The sequence below is a fragment of the Burkholderia sp. Leaf177 genome (genome assembly GCF_001424345.1).
Taxonomy (GTDB): Bacteria; Pseudomonadota; Gammaproteobacteria; order Burkholderiales; family Burkholderiaceae; genus Caballeronia.
In genome coordinates, this window is the sequence record NZ_LMPF01000004.1 from 266,415 (window position 1) to 290,802 (window position 24,388).

15 protein-coding genes are annotated in these 24,388 nt (G+C 59.4%); 14 read left to right on the plus strand and 1 reads right to left on the minus strand.

The window, feature by feature from the left end; all coding sequences use genetic code 11:
• Positions 1-93 precede the first annotated feature (93 nt).
• The 11 genes from ASG35_RS08085 (at position 94) to ASG35_RS08135 (ending at position 15,500) form a co-directional block, all read left to right on the plus strand.
• Entirely contained in the window at positions 94-1,464 is a 1,371-nt protein-coding gene (locus tag ASG35_RS08085) for an undecaprenyl-phosphate glucose phosphotransferase (RefSeq protein ID WP_056355252.1), read from the plus strand.
• Between the two features lie 50 nt (positions 1,465-1,514).
• On the plus strand, positions 1,515-2,906 hold the full coding sequence (locus ASG35_RS08090; protein WP_056355255.1) for a UDP-glucose dehydrogenase family protein: 1,392 nt from the start codon (positions 1,515-1,517) through the stop codon (positions 2,904-2,906).
• A 92-nt stretch (positions 2,907-2,998) separates the two neighbouring features.
• Complete coding sequence (locus ASG35_RS08095) at positions 2,999-3,454, plus strand: low molecular weight protein-tyrosine-phosphatase (protein WP_056355258.1); 456 nt, start codon at positions 2,999-3,001, stop codon at positions 3,452-3,454.
• Positions 3,448-4,623: a polysaccharide biosynthesis/export family protein gene (locus ASG35_RS08100; RefSeq protein ID WP_056355262.1), complete on the plus strand. Its 1,176-nt coding sequence runs from the start codon at positions 3,448-3,450 to the stop codon at positions 4,621-4,623. The genes ASG35_RS08095 and ASG35_RS08100 overlap by 7 nt, the downstream gene beginning before the upstream one ends.
• A 32-nt stretch (positions 4,624-4,655) precedes the next feature.
• Positions 4,656-6,881: a polysaccharide biosynthesis tyrosine autokinase gene (locus ASG35_RS08105; RefSeq protein WP_056355265.1), complete on the plus strand. Its 2,226-nt coding sequence runs from the start codon at positions 4,656-4,658 to the stop codon at positions 6,879-6,881.
• A 34-nt stretch (positions 6,882-6,915) separates the two neighbouring features.
• A complete protein-coding gene (locus tag ASG35_RS08110) occupies positions 6,916-7,902 on the plus strand; it encodes a glycosyltransferase family 2 protein (protein ID WP_056355375.1) in 987 nt (328 codons plus the stop codon).
• Positions 7,899-9,101, plus strand: a complete 1,203-nt coding sequence (locus ASG35_RS08115) for a glycosyltransferase family 4 protein (protein ID WP_082508278.1) — start codon at positions 7,899-7,901, stop codon at positions 9,099-9,101. The genes ASG35_RS08110 and ASG35_RS08115 overlap by 4 nt, the downstream gene beginning before the upstream one ends.
• 3 nt (positions 9,102-9,104) lie before the next feature.
• Positions 9,105-10,634 carry a glucose-6-phosphate isomerase gene (locus ASG35_RS08120; protein WP_056355268.1) on the plus strand — a complete coding sequence of 510 codons (1,530 nt, stop codon included), beginning with the start codon at positions 9,105-9,107 and terminating at the stop codon, positions 10,632-10,634.
• Entirely contained in the window at positions 10,631-11,836 is a 1,206-nt protein-coding gene (locus ASG35_RS08125) for a glycosyltransferase family 4 protein (RefSeq protein ID WP_056355270.1), read from the plus strand. The genes ASG35_RS08120 and ASG35_RS08125 overlap by 4 nt, the downstream gene beginning before the upstream one ends.
• A gap of 42 nt (positions 11,837-11,878) precedes the next feature.
• On the plus strand, positions 11,879-13,045 hold the full coding sequence (locus ASG35_RS08130) for a glycosyltransferase family 4 protein (RefSeq protein WP_056355273.1): 1,167 nt from the start codon (positions 11,879-11,881) through the stop codon (positions 13,043-13,045).
• A 1,459-nt stretch (positions 13,046-14,504) separates the two neighbouring features.
• Positions 14,505-15,500 (plus strand): LysR family transcriptional regulator, encoded by a 996-nt coding sequence (locus ASG35_RS08135; protein ID WP_082508279.1) that lies wholly within the window; start codon positions 14,505-14,507, stop codon positions 15,498-15,500.
• On the opposite strand, the gene ASG35_RS08140 is transcribed toward ASG35_RS08135, so the two are convergent.
• Positions 15,490-16,458 carry a GDP-mannose 4,6-dehydratase gene (locus ASG35_RS08140; RefSeq protein ID WP_056355277.1) on the minus strand — a complete coding sequence of 323 codons (969 nt, stop codon included), beginning with the start codon at positions 16,456-16,458 and terminating at the stop codon, positions 15,490-15,492. The genes ASG35_RS08135 and ASG35_RS08140 overlap by 11 nt on opposite strands.
• Before the next feature lie 698 nt (positions 16,459-17,156).
• Between ASG35_RS08140 and ASG35_RS08145 the strand changes: the two genes are divergently transcribed.
• The 3 genes from ASG35_RS08145 (at position 17,157) to ASG35_RS08155 (ending at position 24,249) form a co-directional block, all read left to right on the plus strand.
• Positions 17,157-19,397, plus strand: coding sequence for a hypothetical protein (locus ASG35_RS08145; protein WP_056355380.1), 2,241 nt, complete (start codon positions 17,157-17,159; stop codon positions 19,395-19,397).
• Positions 19,398-20,232: 835 nt separating this feature from the next.
• Positions 20,233-21,726 (plus strand): flippase, encoded by a 1,494-nt coding sequence (locus ASG35_RS08150; protein ID WP_056355279.1) that lies wholly within the window; start codon positions 20,233-20,235, stop codon positions 21,724-21,726.
• A 15-nt stretch (positions 21,727-21,741) separates the two neighbouring features.
• On the plus strand, positions 21,742-24,249 hold the full coding sequence (locus ASG35_RS08155) for a glycosyltransferase family 4 protein (RefSeq protein ID WP_056355284.1): 2,508 nt from the start codon (positions 21,742-21,744) through the stop codon (positions 24,247-24,249).
• Positions 24,250-24,388 lie beyond the last annotated feature (139 nt).

Consider the following 24,388-nt stretch of genomic DNA (forward strand, 5'->3'; position numbering starts at 1 on the left):
ATGTACCAAGGCAATCGGCGCTCATGTTTTGAAAAGACGTTCCGGCTGAAACGAGTCCGCCGCGCCCTGTGATTCCCACCCGAGGTGTCTTAAATGTTGAGCGTGCTCTCGAGAATGATCGACATAGCGATGGTCGCGCTGGGCGCGTTGCTCGCCGCGTCGCTGCACGCGGGAAATGCGGTATGGCTCGACGATATGCAAAGCACGCTGCTCGCGTTCAATTGCGTGCTGGTGATCATGACGTTCCCGTCGTTCGGGGTGTACAAGTCGTGGCGTGGCAAGCCCGTCTACGACCTGTTGCTGCGCGTGACGGTCGCCTGGCTGTTGGTGGAAGGCGCCGGCGTGTTGCTGACGTTCAGCGTGCATCGCGCGGACCTGTTGTCGCGTCTATGGTTGCTCTACTGGGGCGTGGCCGCCGCCGCGCTGCTAATGATCTCGAAGGCGAGCGTACACGCGGCGTTGAAGTCGCTGCGGCGCGAGGGTTTCAATCAGAAGGCGGTGGCGATTGTCGGCGCGGCGCCTTACGGCCAGTTCCTGATCGATCAAATGCGCAGTCGTCCGGAAGCGGGTTTTCGCCCCGTATATGTATTCGATGAAACCTTCGCCGATGAAACGCTCGCAGGCATACCGGTAAGCCGTGATCTGGCCGACCTGACGGAACTGGTTCGGCGCCGCGCGATTCGCGAGTTGTGGCTTGCGTTGCCGATTTCGCAGGAACGCACCATCCATAAGCTCGTCACCGAGTTCCGCGACGACTTCGTGAACATCCGCTTCATCCCCGATGTACGCAGTCTTTCGTTCTTCAATCACGCGGTGGTCGACCTGCTCGGCGTGCCGGCGATCAACCTGGCGGCGTCGCCGATCACGGATTTGAAGGTGTTGCCCAAGCGCGTCTTCGATCGCATGTTCGCCGCCGTCGTGTTGCTGAGTCTCGCGCCGTTGTTGATCGTGCTCGGCGTGGCAGTGAAGCTGTCCTCGCCCGGACCGGTTTTCTTCAAGCAGAAGCGCAAGGGTATCGATGGAAACGAGTTCGAGATCTTCAAGTTTCGCTCCATGCGCGTGCATAAGGAAACTGCGGGACACGTCACGCAAGCGAAGAAGGGCGACAAGCGCGTAACGCGTGTTGGCGCATTCCTTCGACGCACGAGCCTCGACGAACTGCCGCAGTTCATCAACGTGCTTCGCGGCGAGATGTCCGTTGTAGGTCCGCGTCCCCATGCACTCGAACATGACGACATCTACAAGGATCTCGTGAAGGGCTACATGTACCGGTATCGGATCAAACCCGGCATTACCGGCTGGGCGCAAGTGAATGGCTTTCGCGGTGAAACGGATCGCATCGAAAAGATGATGGGGCGCGTAAAGCTCGACCTGTACTACATGCAGCACTGGACTTTCGGACTCGACATGAAGATTGTCGCGATGACTTTATGGAAGGGTTTTGCCGGTGCAAACGCGTACTAAAAACTCAACCGAATACGCTTGAATAATTTGCCAACCCTGGAGCGCGTGTTATGAAACTCACCATCATCGGAAGCGGCTACGTTGGCCTCGTGACGGGCGCGTGTCTGGCCGATATCGGCAACGACGTGTTTTGTCTCGACCTCGACGAACGCAAGATCGCCATTTTGAATGGCGGCGGCGTGCCCATCCATGAACCGGGCTTGCAGGAAGTCATCGCGCGCAATCGCGCAGCGGGACGCCTGACGTTTTCCACCGATGTGAAGGCCGCGGTCGAGCATGGCGAAGTGCTTTTCATCGCGGTCGGCACGCCTTCGGACGAAGACGGTTCCGCCGATCTGAAATACGTGCTCGCGGCGGCGCGCGACATTGGCCGCTACATGAACAACTTCAAGGTCATCGTCGATAAATCCACGGTGCCGGTCGGCACGGCGCGTCGCGTGAAAGCGGCGATCGATCATGAGCTTGCCGAGCGTGGCGAGACGCACATGTTCTCGGTGGTATCGAATCCGGAATTCCTGAAGGAAGGCGCGGCTATCGATGACTTCACGCGACCGGATCGCATCGTGCTCGGTTGCGATGACGACGTGCCCGGCGAGCGCGCACGCGAACGCATGAAACGTCTTTATTCGCCGTTCAACCGCAATCACGAACGCACGCTTTACATGGATGTGCGCTCGGCGGAGTTCACGAAATACGCGGCGAACGCCATGCTCGCCACGCGCATCTCGTTCATGAACGAACTCGCGAATTTCGCGGATCGCGTGGGCGCGGATATTGAAGCGGTGCGCCGGGGTATCGGTTCCGATCCACGCATTGGCTACGACTTCCTGTACGCAGGGTGTGGTTACGGTGGTTCGTGTTTCCCGAAGGACGTGCGCTCGCTGATCCAGACGGCCGGCGAATACGACGAGCAGATGGAAATCCTGAAGGCGGTGACATCGGTGAACGAGGCGCAGAAACAAACGCTCGCGAATAAGATCGTCGCGCGTCTTGGCAACGATCTGAGCAGCAAGAAATTCGCGTTATGGGGCCTGGCGTTCAAGCCGAATACCGACGACATGCGCGACGCGCCGAGCCGTGTGTTGATCGCGGCGTTGCTCGAACGCGGCGCGACCATCAGTGCATACGATCCCGTTGCAACCGACGAAGCGCAGCGCGTTATTGCGCTCGATCTGCGCGATACACCCGAGCAACTCGCGCGTTTGAGCTACGCAAAAGACCACGCCGATACGCTCGATGACGCCGATGCATTGATCATCGTGACGGAGTGGAAGGCGTTCAAGAGCCCGGACTTCGATGGCATGAAACGCCGTCTGAAGACGCCGCTTATTTTCGATGGCCGCAATCTCTACGAGCCGGAAACGATGGCTGAGATTGGCATCGAATATCACGCGATCGGGCGCGGCGTCCGCCAGGCCGCCAAGTCGCCGGTCACGGCTTGAATCATAAAAATTCTTGCGTGCGATGACCGGTTCAAGGACCCGGTCATCGCGCTGTGCTTAGTCGATAAAAAACATTCACGGACACCGCCCACATGTTTCAAAGCGTCTTGATCGTCTGCCATGCAAATGTCTGCCGGAGTCCTGTTGCCGAGATGCTGTTTCGCGCGCATTCGGCACGGATGACGACCACGCATGCAAGACGCGGGATCGAATTCGGCTCCGCGGGGCTTTTTGCGCAAGAGGGACGCGCTATCGATTCAACCATGTCGCGTCTCTTGACGGAACGCGACGTGGATTCGTCGGGACACGCCGCACGCCAGCTCGATCGCGCGATGGCCCGTGCAGTCGATCTGATTCTGGTGCCCGAGCGCAGGCACATCACCGCGATCGAGGAGATGGAACCGGTCACGCGCGGCAAGGTGCACTTGCTTGGCAAGTGGGAAGACTCCGAAGTAGTCGATCCATATGGCCGCCACGAAACCGCCTATCGCGAGAGCTTCGGGCTTATTGAACGTCTGGTCCAGGGATGGCTGAATAAAATATGGTGAACCGGTCTCTAGCTTTTTCTGTTTCCGCGATCTTTTCGCTGACGACTTTTTTGTCGGCTTGCGGCACGTTGCCGGGTTACAGCCTGAACACATCGCGACTTCAGGACAACGACCCCACGCCGACCGCAACTTATCCGGTCCGCCTGATTTCGGCCGATGTCATCCTGCAGCAAAATCGCCCGGCTACGGCAGCGCCGTTGCCACCTGCGCGTTTTGCCGATCCGGCGCAATACGTGTATCGCGTGGCGCCGCAGGACATTATCGGCATCACGGTCTGGGATCATCCTGAGCTGACCACGCAGCAAGGCCAGACCTTGTCAGCGGGTGGCAACACCACGCAAACGGTGGCTGGCGCGCTCGCGCAGCCGTACACCACGGCGTTACCGGGTCAGGCCGATCCGTTCGGGCAAACCGTCGCGCCCGACGGCACGATCTTCTTTCCGTTCCTCAACAAGGTTCCCGTCGCCGGCAAGACCGCCGGCGAGATTCGCGATCAGCTCGCCGCAGCTTTGTCGCCGTATTTGAAGAAACCTCAGGTCGATGTGCGCGTGCTCGCGTACAGAAGCCAGAAGGTCTCGGTGACGGGCGAAGTCAAGACGCCCGGGCCGCTTGCAATGAGCGACGTGCCGTTGACGCTGGTCGACGCCATCACGCGTTCCGGTGGCACCACAGCCGATGCCGACTTGCAGCGCGTGCGCCTGACGCGTAACGGCAAGCTGTATCAACTCGATGCCGACGGCGTGCTCGACCGTGGCGAAATAGATCAGAACGTGATGCTTCAGGCGGGCGACATTGTCAACGTCCCGGATCGCACCGACAGCCGTGTATTCGTGATGGGTGAAGTCAAGACACCACTGCCTGTATCGATGATGAAAGGCCGCCTCACGATCGCCGATGCCTTGACGCAAGCCGGCGGCATTCTCGATACGGATGCAAACGCGCGGCAGATCTACGTGGTGCGCGGCGCACGGGAAAAGCCCGCATCGCCCGACATCTACCGGCTCGATCTGACGCAACCGGATTCGCTGCTCTTGTCCACGCAATTCCGTTTGCAACCGCTCGACGTGGTGTACGTGGGCACGGCCGGCTCGGTGCAATTCAACCGTCTGGTGAACCAGGTCCTGCCGACGCTGCAGACCATCTTCTACCTGAAGCAACTGACGCGCTGAACGTCAATGCGCGTCAAAACAACCGGAATCGAATCGTGAGCACGCCAGCACATTCCTATCAGGGCAAGACAGAAGAAGAGGACGTCGTTCTCGGGCAGTTGCTGCAGGTGATCATCGACGACATCTGGTGGCTGATCGGGATCGCGGCGTTCATCGTGATCGCGGCGAGCGCGTATTGCTACGTCGCGAAACCCGTGTATTCCGCCGATGCCCACGTGCGTGTCGAGCAATCCGACAACACGTCGCAAGCGCTCACGCAAACGCAGACGGGTGCGGCTATCGGCAATTCGTCCGGCGCGTTGCCGACGGATGCGGAAATCGAAATCGTCAAGAGCCGTGGCGTGGTCGCGCCGGTCGTGGCGCAATGCAAGCTCAACTTCTCCGTCACGCCGATGACCGTGCCGCTGCTCGGCAGTCTTGCAGGACGTCTTGCAACGCCGGGAAAACCGTCGAAGCCCTGGCTCGGCATGACGTCGTACGCGTGGGGCGGCGAGCAGGCGGCGATCGATTCCATTGAAGTCGTGCAGCCGCTGGAAGGGCAGAAGCTCACGCTGACCGCGCTAGCCAGCAACCGTTATTCGCTTGCAACGCCCGATGGCCGGCAGCTGCTCGAAGGCACTGTTGGCACGATGGAAAGTGGCAACGGAGTGAACATCAACGTATCGAAACTGGTCGCCCGTCCGGGCACGCGTTTCACCGTGATCCGCGCGAATGATCTCGATGCAATCGCTTCATTCCAGTCGGGCATCACGGTCGCGGAACAAGGCAAGGCAACCGGCGTGATCCAGATTTCGCTGGAGAACGGCGACCCGGCGCGCGCTGCGGAAATTGCGAATGCATTGGCCGATTCCTATCTGCATCAGCACATAGAAAGCAAGCAAGCCGATGCCGAGAAAATGCTCGCGTTCCTGAAGAGCGAGCAGCCGCGTCTGAAGGGCGATCTGGAACACGCCGAGGCTGCGCTGACCGAGTACCAAAGCAAGTCCGGCTCGATCAACGCCAGCGATGAAGCCAAGGTCTACCTCGAAGGCAGCATTAGCTACGAAGCACAAATCTCCGGTCTGAAGCTGCAGATCGCGACGCTGAACCAGCGCTACAACAGCGCCCATCCTGCGTTGATCGTCGCGCAGCAGCAGTTGAGCCAGCTCGAAGCGGAACGTGCGCGTTTTGGTGAGCGTTTCCGCAACCTGCCGGCGTCGGAAGTGAAAGCGGTATCGCTGCAACGCGATGCGAAAGTTGCCGAAGACATCTACGTGCTGCTGCTCAACCGCGTGCAGGAATTGTCCGTGCAGAAAGCGGGCACGGGCGGCAACGTGCATATAGTCGATGCCGCGCTGCGCCCCGGCGCGCCGATCAAGCCGAAGAAAGTGCTGATCATGTCGGCTGCGGTGATTCTTGGATTGATCCTCGGCACGGGGTTCGTGTTCCTGCGTCGCGCAATGTTCAAGGGCATTGTGGATCCGGACAAGGTCGAGCGCCTGGCTGGCTTGCCGCTGATCGGACTCGTGCCGCTGAGCGGAGAGCAAGTGAAGCTCGATGCCGAAGCCAAGCGCACCGAGCGCGATCGGGATCGCGTCCTGCCAATCCTCGCGACCATGCGCCCAAACGATGTCTGCGTGGAAATCATGCGCAGCCTGCGTACGTCGCTGCAATTCACGCTGATGGAAGCGCGCAACCATACAGTGATGCTGACGGGACCGGCGTCGGGTGTCGGCAAAAGTTTTCTGGCGGTGAATCTGGCGGTGTTGCTGGCGGCATCGGGCAAGAAAGTGTTGCTGATCGATGCCGACATGCGGCGCGGCAAGCTCGAGCGATCGTTCGGTCTCGAACGTGCGAACGGACTTGCCGAATTGCTCGCCGGCACGATCGGGCTGGAACAGGCGATTCGCTCCACGCGCACGCCTTTGCTGAGTTTCATGCCTGCAGGCAAGCGTCCGGAGAATCCTTCGGAGCTTTTGATGTCGCCGCGGCTGCAGCAATATCTCGATGGCCTGGGTCGCGTCTATGACGTGGTTTTCATCGATACCCCGCCCATCCTCGCGGTCACGGATGCATCGATCATCGGCAAGTTGTCAGGTACGAACTTCCTCGTGATGCGCTCGGGCGCGCACAACGAAATGGAAATCTCCGATGCCATCCGGCGTCTGCGCACGGCGGGCATTCCGCTTGCCGGCGCGATCATGAACGGCATGGCGCAGCGCTCGCGCGGCTATAACCGCGGGCATTATTCGGCGGTTGAAGACTACCTGAACGTTTGAAGCGAGCGGAGCGCGCATGACATCGACATCGACCTTGACTATTTCCGTGCTGGTTCCGACCTATCGTCGTCCCGCCGATTTGAAGCGATGCCTCGCCGCGTTGCGCGCGCAAACGCGTCCCGCGGATGAAGTGTTGATCGTCGCGCGGCCGGAGGATGACGCCACGCATCGCGCGATCGAACATGAAATGGCCGAGTCGAATCCGTTCGAGTTGCGCGTGATCGAGACGGGATTGGGCGGTCAGGTTGCCGCGTTGAACCGCGGACTCGATTCCGCGCGCGGCGACATTGTCGCGATCACCGATGACGACGCCGCGCCGCGTATCGACTGGCTTGCTCGCATAGACGAAACCTTTGCAAGCGATGCGTCGCTCGGTGCGCTAGGCGGCCGCGACTGGGTCTTCGAACGCGGCGCGTTGCTCGATGGCGAGCGCGTTGAAGTTGGCCGGATCCGATGGTCGGGGAAGATTATCGGCAACCATCATCTGGGCGTCGGTGCGCCGCGCGATGTCTGGTTGCTCAAGGGCGCGAACATGATTTATCGGCGGGCGGCCGTTGGCCAGTTGCGCTTCGATACGCGCTTGCGAGGCAAGGGCGCGCAGCCGTGCAACGACTTGTCGTTCAGCTTGAGCGTGAAGCGCACCGGCTGGAAGATGGTCTACGATCCGCGCGTCGCGGTCGATCATTTTCCAGCTGAACGTTTCGATGACAACGGTCGCGACGCGCAAACGCTCGGCGCGCTTGCCGACACCGCATACAACGTGCATCTCGTGTTGCGGGAACATCTTGGTCCCGTTGCGCGGCATGTTGCGTGGTATTGGTACGCGGCCATCGGCACCCGCGCGATGCCGGGATTTGCGCACACATTGCTCGCGCTCGCACGCACTCGCAATACCGCTTGCTGGACGCGTTATCGCGCGATGCGGCGAGGCGCGCACGACGCCCGTCGCGACGCGCAACATGAACCCGCAGCCTACGCGCTTGCCATGCGCAGCCATTCCGACGGAGCAAAAGCCGCATGAGCCGCGTATCGAGGGTCCGCAATTCGCAGCGACAACACAGCGGCGTCGAGTCTTCGGGCGTCGAGCCGACCAAAGTTCACGTGCATCTTTTTTATGGCGCTGATCCGCGGTTTTATCGGAAGGGCGAGAACATTGGTTGCCTTTACGGCTATCACCACGCCGAGTCGCCAGAGACCAAACTCACGTATTCCCGCGATGAACCCGAGAACAAGATCGTGCGTCTCGCGCGTCGCGCATTGAAGACCGTGCTCGGCTTCGACTTCATTCACACGTGGCGTAATCGTGAAGAGATCCTGAAATCCGATGTGGTGTGGACGCATACGGAACACGAGCATTTGTCGGCGGCGCTATTGCTTCTGATGGAGGGACGTTCGCGCGGCAATCCGGTGTTGCTTGCGCAAAGCATCTGGCTTTTCGATAAGTGGGCGAGCTATGGCGCGCTCAGGAAGTTCTTCTACAAGAAGTTGCTCGCGCGCGCCGATATATTGACCACGCACGCAACCGAGAACGCGCAGATGGCACGCGACTATTTGAAGCGCGACGTGCAGCAAGTTTTCTACGGCATCAATCCGCGAGATTTTCCATTGCAGGAACCGGCCGCGTGGAAGCCGAACGCGCCCGTGCGAATCGGCGCGATTGGCAACGATCGTGATCGCGACTGGGAATCGCTCGTGAAAGCGTTTCGCCAGGACCCGGCATGCGAAGTGCGGATCGCGACGCGTCGTCGGGTATCGAAGGAACTGCATGCCGGCAACGTGAAAATCGCGCCGGCCATTGGTCTCAAGGCGGCGCGCGAACTCTACGATTGGGCCGATGTGATCGTCGTGCCCTTGCGCCATAACACGCATGTTTCGGGCATTACCGTCGTGCTCGAAGCGGTTGCGCTCGGCAAGCCCGTGATCCTTACCGATGTTGGATCGTTGCGCGATTACTTCGGTCCCGAATACGTGTTTTATGTTCCGCCGCATGACGTGGAAGCGTTGCAACGCACGCTTCGAACCATCGTCGCCGATCCCGAACTTGCGCTACAACGCGCGCAAGCCGCAAGCCGTCATTTCGCGGCGCGCGATTTCACCACGCGCCAGTTCGCGATGCAGCATGTGCGCCTCACGCAGGATTTCATGCGCAACGCGCGTCCCGCTGAAACGCCGGTGCATGCCGATCTTCACGGCGTTGCTTCATCGAGCAGGGCGCACTGAACGATGAGCACGCCGGCCGCTCCGCGCACGCCGAAGTTCATCGCCGATCTGATCGAGAACGGCGGCAAACCTGCGCGCGCCGGATTCCTCGGACTTTTCCGCGATGAACCCAGGCACTGGGTTCCGCAAACGGGCTTCTGGGCGTTCACGCTGCTGCTCATCTTGGCGCATCAGGGCACGGTCCTGACGCTTGCGTTTCCGTTTTTATCGACGGCGGTCGGCTTGTGGCTCTATTTCAAGAGCCCGGCGCGGTACATAGGTTTTGTGTGGTGGCAATGGTTCCTGAGCCCGGAAGTGCGGCGCCTTGCGGATTATGCAAAGGGCGGTTTTACGCCGACCAGTCTGATCCAGATTGCGCCGGTTATCGTCACCATGATCTGCGCGCTGACGGTCGTGCGACATTACCGCGTGCTCGCCGAGCGGCGCGGCCTGCCGGTCCTCCTGATCTTCCTGGGGCTTGCGTACGCATACTTGATCGGCGTGATGTCCAACGGTCCGATGGCCGCAACGTACGATCTCGCCGCGTGGCTTTATCCGGTGCTGATCGGCTTTCACATCATGGTCCATGCACGCGAATATCCGAAGTACCGGCAGGCGATTCTCGATACGTTCATCTGGGGCATGCTTTTCATGGGCGGCTACGGACTCATCCAGTTTTTCGTGATGCCCGCCTGGGACGCCATGTGGATGATCGGCTCGCAGATGGCGTCGCAAGGCGACCCCGTTCGCCTTGGCGTGCGCGTCTTCAGCACGATGAATTCATCCGGTCCGTTCGCGCTCGCCATGATGGCCGCGCTCACCTTCACCATGGCCGGAACGCAAAGCGTGCGGTGGCTTGCGGGCGGCCTCGGCTTCATCTCGTTCGGCCTTTGCATGGTGCGCTCGACATGGGGCGGCTGGGTCATCGCGATGGTCCTGCAACTGATCAAAGCGAGCAACAAGGTGCGCGTGCGGATCCTGATTGGCGGCGTGGTGCTGGTCGCGCTCTCGGTGCCGTTGCTCACGTTCGGTCCTATTGCCGACAAGATGGCGACGCGCCTGCAATCCATCACCAATCTCAGCGACGACAACAGCTACGCCGCGCGCAACGAGTTTTACGCATCGTTCGCCAAAACCGCTTTCACCGATGTCTCCGGTGAAGGATTCGGCGCAACGGGATCGTCGACGAAATTGTCGTCGTCGAATGGCGACCTCGGCAAATACGGCAGCTTCGACAGCGGCGTGATGAACGTGCCGTTCGTGCTCGGCTGGCCCGGTTCGCTGATGTATCTCGCCGGACTCGGCCTGCTTCTGATGCGCGCATTCCGCGCGTCGTTTTCCCTGCGCGACGACAAGTACGCACAAGCCTCGTTGAGCGTGGCGTTTGCGATCGTCGGCATGCTGGTCTTCACCAACACGTTTACGTCGATTGGCGGAATGATCCTTTATATGGGCCTGTGCTCGGTCCTCGCCGCACGCCATCACATGCGGCTCGAAAAGAAGCGGGCACGCGCGGTGTTCGAACAATCCATTCCTCAAAAGGCAATCCGATGAAAATCGCCATCGTCACCCATGTGGTGCGTCATAACGACGGACAAGGCCGCGTGAACTACGAGATTGCGCGCGCCGCGCTGGCGGAAGGCCATCAGGTTACGTTACTCGCTTCACATGTTGCGCCGGAGCTGGCATCGGAAACGCGTTTGCGATGGATCGCGATCAAGGTCGGGCGCTTCTGGCCGACCAAACTTTTCAAGCAGCAGGTCTTCGCGCTGAAGACCGCGATGTGGCTAAAGAAAAATAAAAAAGAATATGACGTATTGCACGTGAACGGTTTTATATCGTGGGCCAAAGCCGATGTGAACACCGCTCATTTCGTGCATGGCGGCTGGCTCCGTAGTCCTTACTATCCGTTCAAGCTGACCGGTGGCTTGTGGTCCGCGTATCAAGTTATCTATAGCCGCATCAATGCGAAGCTCGAACACTGGGCGTATCAGCGCTCGAAGATCATCGCGGCCGTGTCCGAGAAAGTCGCCATCGAAATTCGCGCGAACGGTACGGAGAGCGAGCGCATCGAGGTCGTTTATAACGGCGTGGATACCAGCGCGTTCACGGCGGCGCGGCAAACGGGCAGCGACAGGTCGTCGTTCGGACTTCCCGGCGATGCTTGCCTGTTGCTTTTTGTCGGCGACTTGCGCACGCCGCGCAAGAACCTCGACACAGTGTTGAAAGCACTGCTGCAACTTCCGTCGCACGTTCATCTTGCTGTCGCGGGCTACCTTCCGGGAAGTCCTTATCCGGACGAAGCGAAGGCGCTCGGTATCGGCGATCGTGTGCATTTTCTCGGCCTCGTGAAGAACATGCCGACGCTCATGCATTCCGTGGATGTCTTCGTGTTTCCCTCGCGATACGAAGCCATGAGTTTGTCTTTGCTCGAAGCGCTCGCGGCCGGCTTGCCGGTCATCACGGCAAAAACGGCGGGCGGGGCGGAGATCATCAGTACGGATTGCGGCATCGTGCTCGATGATCCCGACGATGCCGCCGCGCTCGCTGGCGCTGTCGCCAAGCTCGCCGATGCACCCGAATTGCGCCGCGAGATGGGCGCTGCTGCGCGCCTGCTTGCCGATCAGTTTGGCTGGGCGCGGATGGCTCGGCGCTATCTGGATTTGTATCGTGGTTTTGCGAATCAGAAGGGCGCGACGGTTTTATCGAACGATCCAAGCGATGCGCAAAAGGCCGAAAGCGTGGCCACCGTATAAGCGCGATTTACCTATCAACAAATATCAGGCGGGGTCACGGATATGAGCACACAAGCCATCAAGTCGCTGCAGATCGGGATGCACTGGTTTCCTGAACGCGCGGGCGGTCTGGACCGCATGTATCACACGCTGGTTGGAGCGCTGCCGGGCGCGGGCGTCACCGTGCGCGGCGTGGTTGCAGGGTCGGCGCGGGTTGCGTCCGATACCGAAGGCGCCATCCACGGTTTCGGTCCGGCAGCGCAATCGTTGCCGCGCCGCTTGATGGCCGCGCGCCGTGCATTGCGTGCATCGTTGAGCCGTGAAAGGCCGGATGTGGTGTCGTCGCATTTTGCGCTTTATACGTTTCCCGGCCTCGATGTCACGCGCGGCATTCCACAGGTCTCGCATTTCCAGGGACCTTGGGCCGACGAGAGTCATGTCGAAGGCGCTGATTCCATCGGACAGCGAACTAAACGGATGCTGGAGCAACGCGTGTATGCGCGGTCTACGCGGCTGATCGTTTTATCGGAGGCGTTCGGCGAGATTTTGCAATCGCGATATGCCATTCCCGCTGAGCGGATTCGCGTGGTGCCGGGATGCGTGGATGTCTCGCAGTTCAACGTGCCGCTCAGTCGTGCCGACGCGCGTCGCCGCTTGCAGTTGCCGCAGGATCGACCGGTGGTGCTTGCCGTGCGGCGGCTTGTGCGGAGAATGGGGCTGGAAGATCTTATCGAAGCGATGAAGCGTGTGAAGGCAAGGCAGCCGGATGTCTTGTTGCTGATTGCGGGGAAGGGGCGTCTGGCTGAAGAATTGCAGGCGCGTATTTCCGATGCCGGTCTCGACGATAACGTTCGTCTTTTGGGGTTTGTGCCGGACCGGCATTTGGCGGCGCTTTATCGGGCAGCCGATGTGAGTATTGTGCCGACGGTCGCGCTGGAGGGTTTCGGGTTGATCACGGTGGAGTCGCTTGCTTCGGGAACGCCGGTGCTGGTCACGCCGGTCGGCGGATTGCCGGAGGCGGTTGCGCCGTTATCGGGGAATCTGGTTCTGCCTTCGACAGGTGTTGATGCTATCGCCGAGGGGTTGATTGGAGCGTTGGATGGGTCGCTTGTTTTGCCAAGCGAGCAGGCATGTCGGGCTTATGCCAAGGCGAACTTCGATACGCCGGTGATCGCTCGGCGAGTGGCTTCGGTTTATAGCGAGGCTATTGAGTTGGGGGTTTTGCATTGAATGGGGATTGGGCGGGGGGTGGGTTGTTGTTCGGATTTTTTTCGCTGTTGGCCGCTGTGCAGGGTGGTGTTTTTGCGAGGGCTTGATGCTGGCGCTCGGGCGGTTGTTTGTAGCGGTCAGGGGTGACGCCGGGTTGTTGCTTTTTAGGTCCTCGCAAGTTCTGCCTTATCTGACGTCTTTAGCACTGTTAGCCACTGTCCGTGGCGGGACTTCACTGCATGAGGTTTGGCGCTGGCGCTCGGATGATTGTCTTGTAGTAGTCGGGGGTGATGCCGGGTTGTTGCTGTTGAAATCTTCGCAAGTTCTGCCTTATCTGACTTCTTTATCACCGTTAGCCACTGTCCGTGGCGGGACTTCATTTCTTTGTCCAACGGCGACAAAGAAACGAAGCAAAGAAAACGCCTCTCCACCGCTAATTCTTAAGTGTCCACAGCCGTGGCGGGACTTCATTTCTTTGTCCAACGGCGACAAAGAAACGAAGCAAAGAAAACGCCTCTCCACCGCTAATTCTTAAGTGTCCACAGCGTGCAAGCACCACTGTTTGGCACGCAAGAAGCACCCTTAGCGCATAACCTCGTCCTGTTGAAACCCTCCCCCTCCGCTCATGGCAACCCACACGCTTCGCCACCAGTGTGGGAATCCACTAACCAGGCCTCCGCGCTACGCGCGCAAGCGCCCAAATGGAACAAGGCGCAGTACTGGCGGCGAAGGTTGCAGTTCAAGATGCTTTGGACTGGTTGTGGGCTCAACCCGTCGTTATGCGGTAGACGGGTTTCCGTATTAGCGGATTCCGACACTGGTGGCGAAGCGTGTGGGTATGTGTTGACGGAGGGGGAGGGTTTCAGCGGGACGCAGTTATGCGCTAAGGGTGCTTCTTGCGTGCCATAAAGCTCTCGCTGCACGCTGTGGACACTTAAGAATTAGCGGTGGAGAGGCGTTTTCTTTGCTTCGTTTCTTTGTCGCCGTTGGACAAAGAAATGAAGTCCCGCCACGGACAGTGGCTAACAGTGATAAAGAAGTCAGCTAAGACAGAACCCGCGAAGGCTTAAGCAGCAACAACCCGGCATTAACCCCGACCGCTACAAACATCAGCGCCAGCGTCAAACCTTGTGAAATGAAGTCCCGCCACGGACAGTGGCTAACAGTGATAAAGAAGTCAGCTAAGACAGAACCCGCGAAGGCTTAAGCAGCAACAACCCGGCATCACCCCCGACTACTACAAACAACCGTCCGAGCGTCAGCGTCAAACCTTGTGAAATGAAGCCCGCCACGGAAAGTGGCTTATCGTGATAAAAACAGTAGCTAAGACAGAACCCGCGAGGACCTAAAAAACCAGCAACCCCAACACCTACCCCTTCCCGTCCAACACCCCATTCCAATTTCCATCGTAATATTCACCTTTCAGGGCCCGCGCGCCTAGCGCTTCCCCTGTGTAACCCTCAGCCTGGAACCCCCGTCCATGGACCGTTTCCTAGCGATGAAAGTCTTCGTGCGAGTCGTCGAGAGCGGCAGCTTCTCCAAGGCCGCCGATGCCTTGCGCCTCCCCGCCGCCAGCGTCTCGCGCACCGTGCAAGCGCTCGAAGCGCACCTCGGCGCACGCCTCCTCAACCGCACCACGCGCAGCATCAGCATCACCGAAGACGGCGAAATCTACTACGAGCGCTGCGTGCGCGTCCTCGGCGAAGTCGACGACATGGAGTCCGTGCTCTCGCGCTCGAAACTCAGCCCGAAAGGAACCGTGCGCGTGAGCCTCCCCGCGCTGATGGCGAAAAGTACGATCGTCGGCGCACTGCCGGAATTTTTCGCGGCGTATCCGGATATCCGCGTGGAAATGAGCCTCACCGATAAACAAGTCGACATCATCGAGGCCGGCGTCGATTGTGTGATCCGCGTAGGCGCAGTCGGCGATATCGGCTTGGTAGCAAAAACCATCGGACGATATTCGCAGATCACAGTCGCCGCGCCGTCGTACATCGAAAAATATGGCGAGCCCAAGACGCTCGAGGATCTCGAGAATCATTATTGCGTCGATTATCTGGTGAGCAAGACTGGACGCGTGAGGCCGTGGGAGTTCGTCGTGAACGGCGAGACGCGCATCGTCCCGCTCAAGGCGATGCTCGCCGTGAACGACGCCGAGTCGTACGTGGAATGTGGCCTCAAGGGACTCGGGCTGATCCAGGCATCGGGTTATACCTTGACGTCCTATGTGGAGAGCGGCGAGTTGCGCGAGGTGCTGCAGGCGTATCCGTCGTACCCGCGGGTTGTATCGATTCTTTATGCCGCGAACCGGCATCAGCCGCGTCGCGTGAAAGTGTTCATTGAATGGATTGCCGAGATTTATAGGCGGCAGTCGTCATTGCAAGTGTCCGACGCCGATCCGCTAGCCGGTCAAACGAGACTTGCGGATCACGCGGTTCCGCACGGGCAGGTGCAAAACGGCGCGGTCACGTCTTGACGGTTTCGATGCTCTCGAATTTTGCGCGCGCGTGCTGATACATCCACTCGAGCGTGTCGTAGATCGGCGTAACGGGCACGCGTCCAATTGCGCGACGCAGCTTGACGTTCGAGCCCACGAGCTTCGCAATCTCGTTGCGGCGCATGAAACGTGGATCGACGAAAACTTCGATTTCATACCCGGCGATTCGACGCATCATGCCGAGAATTTCGCCGAGCGAATGGCCAATACCAGAACACGTATTGAACGCCTGACCCACGGGCGCTTTTTCGATGAGCTGAGTGTAGACCTCGACCACGTCGCGGACATCGGAGAAATCGCGGCTCACGGCGAGATTGCCCAGCGACATTTTTTTCTCGTGGCGCGCGTGGTGATTGACGATCTTGGGCAACAAGAAATCTTCGCCCTGACCGACGCCCGTGTAATTGAACGGCCGCGTGAAAAAAATCGGCAGACGATCGAGCCATAAGCGCGCCATGTTTTCCATGGCGAGCTTGCTGACCGCGTAGTCGTTGCCAGGATTGAGCGGCACGTTTTCGTCGATGACTTCCACGTTCGCGTTTCCATACACATTCGACGTGCTCGCCATCAGCACTGCACGCGGTTTCTTGTCGAGGAGCGCGAGTGCATCGAGCAGATTGCGCGAACCCATGATGTTCACGAGATAACTTTGCGTCGGCGGATTGCCGGTGACGTGCGCGAGCCCCGCCAGATGCACGACGACATCCGGTTTTGCATCGGCCACGCACGCGCGGACCGCGTCGAGATCGAGCAAGTCCACGGGCACGCCGGTTGTGCCCGGCACATCGGCTTCCGATGCCGGCGAGGTCGTGCCCCACACGTCGTACCCTTCGTCCAGCAGACGCTCAGCCATATGGCGTCCGGTGAATCCCGAGAGACCCGTGATGAGAGCGCGGCGACGCTTCGTGCCGCCATCAGGATGTTTTGTGTCGTTCATTACGCTTCGTATTTGCGGCGACCGGTGTCGCGGAGTGAGTGCAGCGACGAGTGCTGGCCGTTGGACAAACCGTTCAGCCGTTTCGATATGGCAACCCCAAGCAAGTTCACTGCCCAGAAGCTTTCGGGCTGCTTGTGGATGAGGCGCCCGGCCGTTTTCCGCATGATTTAGCGCCGAATTTTAACATGCGGGTATTTTTGCAAGGGGACAGAACAAGCCATCGATTCGTGTCACCACACGCGGTCGCCAGCTGGTCGGGCGCGGTACCGACTACGAAAAATTCCTTCAATCGAGCGTCGGCCCGGCCGTCAATATTGACTCCGCAAACCCGATTTCGCACCTTCCGATGCAGGCCGCACAGAGAAATTCATAAAAATCGTGATTAATTCTATGGCGAAACAATTAGGAAAATATTTGGGTCGGGAGGGGCCGAGCGCCTATTGAAGGCTTTATCGCAAGCCATCCGAACGCCGTCTTGCTATTACTTTTCGAAACAATTTTTTTAACGGAAATAAGTCGGATCGAAAACCAACGACACGTTTGCCCATTTCGCCGATCCATTTATTTCAGATTTTTTTGCAATATTTGAACGGTAGGCTTCGATTAACCGAGTAACGGCCGTGACGCTTTTTCTGCTCCATTGGCCGATTGAGCAGAGCCGGCCGCTCTCAGATGGAGAAAACCTCTTGCATCGCACTTTGCATCGTTTTTCGGTTGTGGTTTCGCGGTTCGTGTTGGTGAGTGCGCTTGGCTTGGCTGCGGCGGCTCCGGCTTTTCCGGCATACGTGGCGCCGCCGGCTGTGCTGCAGGCGCGAACATCCTGGATTGGCAACACCTTCGGTTTCGGCGATGGCGCGTGGACGCAGATCAACATCACCGCGATCGCCGTGGCGCCGGACGGGCGCGTGTTCACTAACGCGCCTTGGGACGAGAGCGGCGCTGAAGTCAGCGTCTACAAGAACGGCAAGGTGCTCGGCGTGGCCGGCGGCACGCACGGCTGGGGCAATTACGGCGGCAACGCCATTGCGCTGAACAAGCGCTATGTGTTTGTCGCGGTGAGTGTGGGCAACGAGCGCGGCGGTTTGTCGAAGCCGGGTGTATGGCCGCCGAAGGGCAAGCAATGGTTTGGCGTGTCGCGCCGTGACTTGAGCGATATGAAACGGCCCGCCACGTTCCAGGCGAACCTCACCGCCGATAAAGCCGACGGACACACACAACTTGCGGCTGCGTTCCTGATGGTCAACGAGGCGCCGGACGAAAAGCGCGGCGCGCCGAAGGTCGAATTCAGGCAGGACGTCGGCGGTCTGGCTGCAACCGATGCCTTGTTGTACGTCGCGAATACATCGGCGAATCGGATCGAGGTGTACGACGCCGAATCGATGCAGCAAAAGAGCAACTGGAGCGCGCCGCAACCGGGACGCCTCGCGCTCGCGAACGACGGCACGTTGTGGGCGCTGGTGAACACGCAAGGTGCGAAGGCGCGCCTTGCTCACTACGCGGCGACGGGTGCGGTGATCGACGATGCGCCGGCATTCGCGGCCGGCACCGACGCGGTGGATATTACCGTCGATGCACAAGGACGTTTGCTCGTTGCCGACAACGGCCCGCGTCAACAGGTGCTGATTTTCACGCGTGAGGGCGGCGCGGGAAAGTATCGCGAGGCGAGTGCGTTGGGTGAGCGCGGCGGAATTTTTTCGGGCGTTGCAGGGAAGCCCGGCCCGCAGCGTTTCAACGGACTGACCGGCGTGGGCGCGGATGCGGCGGGCAACGTTTATGTATCGACGAACGGCATTGGCGTGCGCCAGGGTTCGACGGGCGCAGGTTTGGGCGCGACGCTCGAAAGCTACGCTGCCGATGGCAAGCAAGTGTGGCAGGTGCAGGGATTGTTGTTTGTGGACGGCGCGTGGATGGACCCGTCGCGGCCGAACAGCGTGTACACCGGCAACAAGCGCTTCGAGCTGGATTTATCGAAACCGGCGGGGCAGGAATGGACGTACGCGGGTTTCCTTTCGGGGCGTTTCAAGTATCCCGAAGACCCGAGTTTCAGCGTGGATGACTGGCCGGGCCAGCCGATCGCACGCAAGCTCGCGGGGCGGACGTTTTTGTACCTGACGGACATGTATTCGGATCACTTGAAGATCTATCGCTTCGATGCAAAGCGCAACGGTGAACTGGCCATTCCTTCCGGGTATTTCGCGGGGCGTGAGCGCGATGCGGTGAACATTCCGAACCGTCCCGCGGGCGGTGACTGGATCTGGCGTGACGACAGCGGCAACGGGCGTTTCGAGCCGAACGAATTCGAGTCGAACAACGGTTTGCTGCCAAATCCGGGCGGCTGGGGATGGTGGGTCGATACGAAGGGCGACATTTGGCACACGAGTGATTCGCGCGGTATCAATCGCTTCAAGTTCGGTGGCGTGGACAAGGTTGGCAATCCGCTTTATTCGTACAACGATGCGCAGAACTTTCCCATGCCGGCGCCGTTCAACGTAGTGAAGCGCGCGGTTTATGAAGCCGATACGGACACGATGTATCTGACGGGTTATACGGCGGATGAACCGTTTGATCGAGGGTATTGGAAGGAAGTTGGGCGACGGCTGGTGAGGTATGACCGGTGGTCATCGGGCACGCCGAAGTTGCGTTATTCGATTGCCTTGCCGTGGGATACGAAGAGCAAGCCGCTTGCTACCACGATTGGTTTGACGGTGGAGGGAAAGTATCTCTTTTCGGTGGAACCGGTCGGGATGGTTCATGTGTATGAGAAGGATACCGGGCGGGAGGTCGGCGTGATCAAGCCTGGGCCGGAGGTGGGGCGCGCGTCAGGGTGGGTTGATGTCCCGAACGGGATTAGTGCTAGTCGGCAGGCCGATGGAGAGTATTTGATTTTTGTCGAAGAGGATGCGCGGGGGAAGGTGATGATGTACAGGTGGCGACCGTAAGGGGCGCACGGGGTTTTGGGGTCTGTGGGATTTAGGTCGGGGTCTGTGCCGAGTTGCCGCTGCTTAAGATAGCGCGCGGTTTATGTTAGTCGTTCTCTTTATCACTATTAGCCACTGTCCGTGGCGGGACTTCATTTCTTTGTCCAACGGCGACAAAGAAACGAAGCAAAGAAAACGCCTTCCAACCGCTATGAAAACTGTGTGGCACGCAAGAAGCACCCTCAGCGAATAACCACGGACAGCTGAAACCCTCCCGCTCCGGCAACGGATACCCACACGCTTCGCCACCAGCGTCGGAATCCGTTAATACGGAAATCCGTTCCAGACATAACAACGGATTGAGCCCATATAACCGGTCCACCGTATTTTGAACGCAGACTTAACCGCTAGTGCTGCCGTCTCTTCGTTTGGGCGCTAGCGCGCGCAGCGCGGAGGCTTGATTAGTGGATTCCTACGCTGGTGGCGAAGCGTGTGGGTATCTGTTGCCGGAGGGGGAGGGTTTCAACTGGTCTGGGTTATGCGCTGAGGGTGCTTCTTGCGTGCCACGCAGTTGTCGCTGCACGCTGTGGACACTTAAGAATTAGCGGTGGAGAGGCGTTTTCTTTGCTTCGTTTCTTTGTCGCCGTTGGACAAAGAAATGAAGTCCCGCCACGGACAGTGGCTAATAGTGCAAAAGAGAACAGATAACACGAAACGCGCGAGGACTTAGAAAGCAGCAACCCGGCATTAACCCAGCACCAAACCTTTAATGCCCAACCTTAACGCCCAAATCCTTAACACCCAAACCCTCAACGCTTAAACCCCCTAAAACCCAAGTACCAACGACCCGCCCCTGATGGAAAAATCGTTAATCAAAAACATGGCGATCAACTTCTCGGGACTGGTGCTGCCCACCTTCGTCTCCCTGATCACCGTACCCGCCTATATCCACCTCGTAGGCGTCGAACGCTATGGCGTCATCAGCCTCGTCTGGACGCTGATCGGCTACTTCGGCATTCTCGATCTCGGCATGGGCATGGCCGCGCAGCATCAAATATCGAAAGCGCACGCAGCAAACGACCCCGAAGCGCGATCACGCGTTTTCTGGAGCGCAATCTGGCTCAACCTGGGCACAGGAATCATCGGCGGAGCACTGATCTACTTCGGCGCGTTCGCCTATACCGCCTACGTCGCACACACGTCCCCCGACATGCAGCGCGAGGTCTATCACGCACTTCCATGGCTCGCGCTCGCCATTCCAATCGCAAACGTTTCATGGGTCTGCGCAGGCGCAATCAACGGCGTAGAACGCTTCGGTATCTACAACACGAACCAGACCATCGGCACGTTCCTCTTTCAATTGCTGCCGCTCGCCGCCGCATGGAAAATCGCGCCGAACCTGCAAACAGTGCTCGCCGCAGCCGTGGTCGCGCGGGTTATCGCAGTCGTGATGCTTGCGCGCGCAAGCATCAAAGTGCTCGATCTCAAACGCATCGAGTGGCCGCAACTCGGGGTCGCCAGCGGACTGTTCAAATTCGGCGGATGGATGCTGGTTGCAACCATCTCCAGCATGATCACGGATTCGCTCGATCGCATGCTGCTCGGCGCAAATCTCGGCGCGCGTTTCGTCACGTATTACACCGTGCCGCAGAACCTCGTCACGCGTCTCAACATGCTGCCGAACTCCCTTGTACGGACGCTGTTTCCTCGCTTGTCAGCGATCAAGCGCGATCACGCCGATGCCATGGTCCGGCAGTCGCTCGAATTCCTCAACGGCGTGTTTACGCCCATCGCGCTCTTCGTCATGCTGGTGCTCGCGCCATTTCTGCACCTCTGGGTCGGGCAGGAAATTGCCATCGCGAGCGCACCCGTTGGACGCATCCTGATCATCGGCGTGTGGCTCGTCGGGCAGGCAAGCGTCACGCGCATCATGATCCAGTCGCAGATCAATCCGGCTACGGCCGCGCGTATCGGCCTCGTGCAACTGCCGTTCTTCGTGACGGCGCTGTGGTTCGGCATCGCGCACTTTGGTCCTATTGGCGCCGCGACTGTGGTCGTGCTGCGTTCGCTGGTCGACTACGGCCTTTTGCTCTGGATCTCGCGCGTCAGTGCCAGGCCAATTGCCGCCGACATGCTCATGCATCTCGCGTTTCTCGTCGCGGGATTAGGCGCCGCTTATCTCATCGATCCAATTGAATATCCATTGCAGTCAGTCGCCGCCGCGTTTGTCATCGCGGGGCTGAATGCGAGCTGTTCTTTGTTGACGCGGCCCGCGTTGCGCTCCATGGCGCGCGGCTTTGCTCGCGAGTTGAATGCGCGTCTGAAACGACGCGCGAAATCCACGGTTTAAGGTGAGGAGTGGCGCATGAGAGATGACCTCGATGATGTGCTCATCGACCCGGTTCAGGACCGTGCTGACAGTGTCGATGTGAATCCGCCTTCCGTGATGGACGCGCCGCCGAAGCATCGTGCGCGCGTTGCGAAACGAGTACCGCGAGTGGCGATCGTGCACGACTGGCTCGTGGCGTTTGCCGGCGCCGAAAAGGTGCTCGAGCAGATCATCATCTGCTTTCCCGAAGCCGATCTTTTCAGCGTGGTCGACTTCATGGAAGAGCGCGCGTGGATGCGCGGCAAGACGGTGACCACGTCGTTCATTCAGAAATTGCCGCAAGCGAAGAAGCGATACAGATCGTACTTGCCGTTGATGCCGCTCGCTATCGAACAACTCGATGTTTCCGGCTACGACCTCGTGATATCGAGCAGTCATGCAGTCGCAAAAGGCATTCTCACAGGTCCCGATCAGGTTCATGTGAGCTACGTGCATTCCCCTATCCGATACGCGTGGGACCTGCAGCATCAGTACCTGAAGCAATCGAATCTCACCGTTGGCATGAAGTCGATGCTCGCGCGTCTCGTGCTGCACTACATGCGCAACTGGGACATCCGGACGTCGAACTCGGTGGATCATTTCATCGCGAATTCGGAGTTCATTTCGCGGCGGATCAACAAGGTTTATCACCGTGATTCGCATGTGATCTTCCCGCCCGTGGACGTGGATGCATTCCAGCTGTGCGAGGTGAAAGAAGACTTTTATCTGACGGCATCGCGCATGGTGCCGTACAAGAAAATCGACCTGATCGTCGAGGCGTTCGCGAAGATGCCCGAGCGTCGTCTGGTCGTGATCGGCGATGGTCCCGACATGCGCAAGATCTGCGAGAAGGCGACCGCGAACATCGAGATCATGGGGTATCAGCCGTTCTCGGTCTTGCAGGACAACATGCGTCGCGCGAAGGCGTTCGTGTTCGCGGCCGAAGAAGACTTCGGCATCTCGGTGGTCGAGGCGCAGGCGTGCGGAACGCCTGTGATCGCATTCGGCAAGGGCGGCGCGCTCGAAACGGTCCTCGACAGTTCGAACGCATGCCCGACAGGTCTCTTCTTCGAAGAACAAACGACCGAGTCGATCATCGATGCCGTGGAGGGTTTCGAACTCGGCGCGGTGAAGATCGAACCGGCGGATTGCCGCGCGAATGCCGAGCGTTTTTCGGTGCGGCATTTCCGCGATAACCTGCGCGGCTACGTGCAAAGCGTCGCGCCGCAATTCACGCTGCCGCCGCCAGCGTTGCCGCCCGTGCCGCTCGTGCGCAAGGCCAGGCCAACCACGCCGGCGCAGGATGAAGACAACGAAGCCGCCGACGGCATGCGTGTACTCGCCGTCGATCAAAGCGGGGTGCTCGGCGGCGCGGAATTGTCGCTGCTCGAAGTCATGAAGAACATGCGCGGCAATAACGAAACGGTGCTCTTCGACGACGGTCCGTTTCGCATCGCGCTGGAAGCCGTCGGCATCAAGGTCGACGTGCTCGATGGCGCCGCGCTCGGAACCGTCAGCAAGGACAGCAGCATGAAGCGGCCGGGCGCCGGCGTGATCGGCGGCGTCATGGGGCTCGTGCGCGGCACGCTGGAGAAATCGCGCAACTCGGATGTGATCTACGTGAACACGCAACGCGCGATGGTCGTCGGTGCAATTGCAGGCCTGATTTCACGACGCCCGGTCGTGTGGCATCTGCGCGATATCGTCAGTCCCGAGCATTTCGGCAAGACGCAGCTCACCATCATCAAGTGGTGCACGAAGCTGATGCTGGAGCGCGTGATCGCAAATTCGACTGCGTCAGCCGTTGCGCTTACCGCATTGACGCGGATGAAGGAAGAGCGTCTGGACGTGGTCTTCAACGGCATTTCGGCCGAGCCGTTCACGGAGCTCGAAGCGGTCGCGCAGCACGAACTGCGTGCGCGGTTCGGCTTGCCGCTCGACGCGTTTCTGGTTGGATCGTTCAGCCGGCTCGCGCGCTGGAAAGGGCAACACGTGTTGCTCGAAGCGCTGCTCGATGCACCCGACATGCACGCTGTTCTGGTTGGCGCGGCGCTTTTTGGCGAGGACGCTTACGAGGCCGAGTTGAGGGCTTACGTGCTCGAGCACGGGCTCGGGGATCGCGTGCATTTTCTTGGGTTCCAGCATGACATTGCAGCTTGCATGAAAGCCGTCGATGTCATCGCGCACACGTCCATTAGCCCGGAGCCGTTCGGCCGCGTGATAATCGAAGGGATGCTGGCGAAGCGGCCGGTCGTCGCGGCGCGTGCGGGCGGCGTGGTGGATATCGTGACGAACCGCGAGAACGGCATTCTCTGCACGCCGGGCGACGTGGCTGAGCTGGCTGGCGTGCTCGGCGAACTTTCCGCCGATGCAGACCTGCGCGAGCGTCTGGTCGAGCAGGGTTATGCAAACGCAATCAACCGCTTCGGCACGGAACGGTACGTGGAAAGCGTGCAGAAGATCCTGTCGGATGTCGCGGGGAAAGGGAGATCGAAGCGGGCGTGAATCTACAAAACCTGCGCACTAAGAAAGAAAAGCCCCGATGTGAACTGACCCCGCGAAGTTGGACAGTTTTCGGCTAGGGCCGAGTGGGCTGAGTTCTGTACATCACAGGACTCAGCCCGTTTAGTTTGAGCTTGATGCG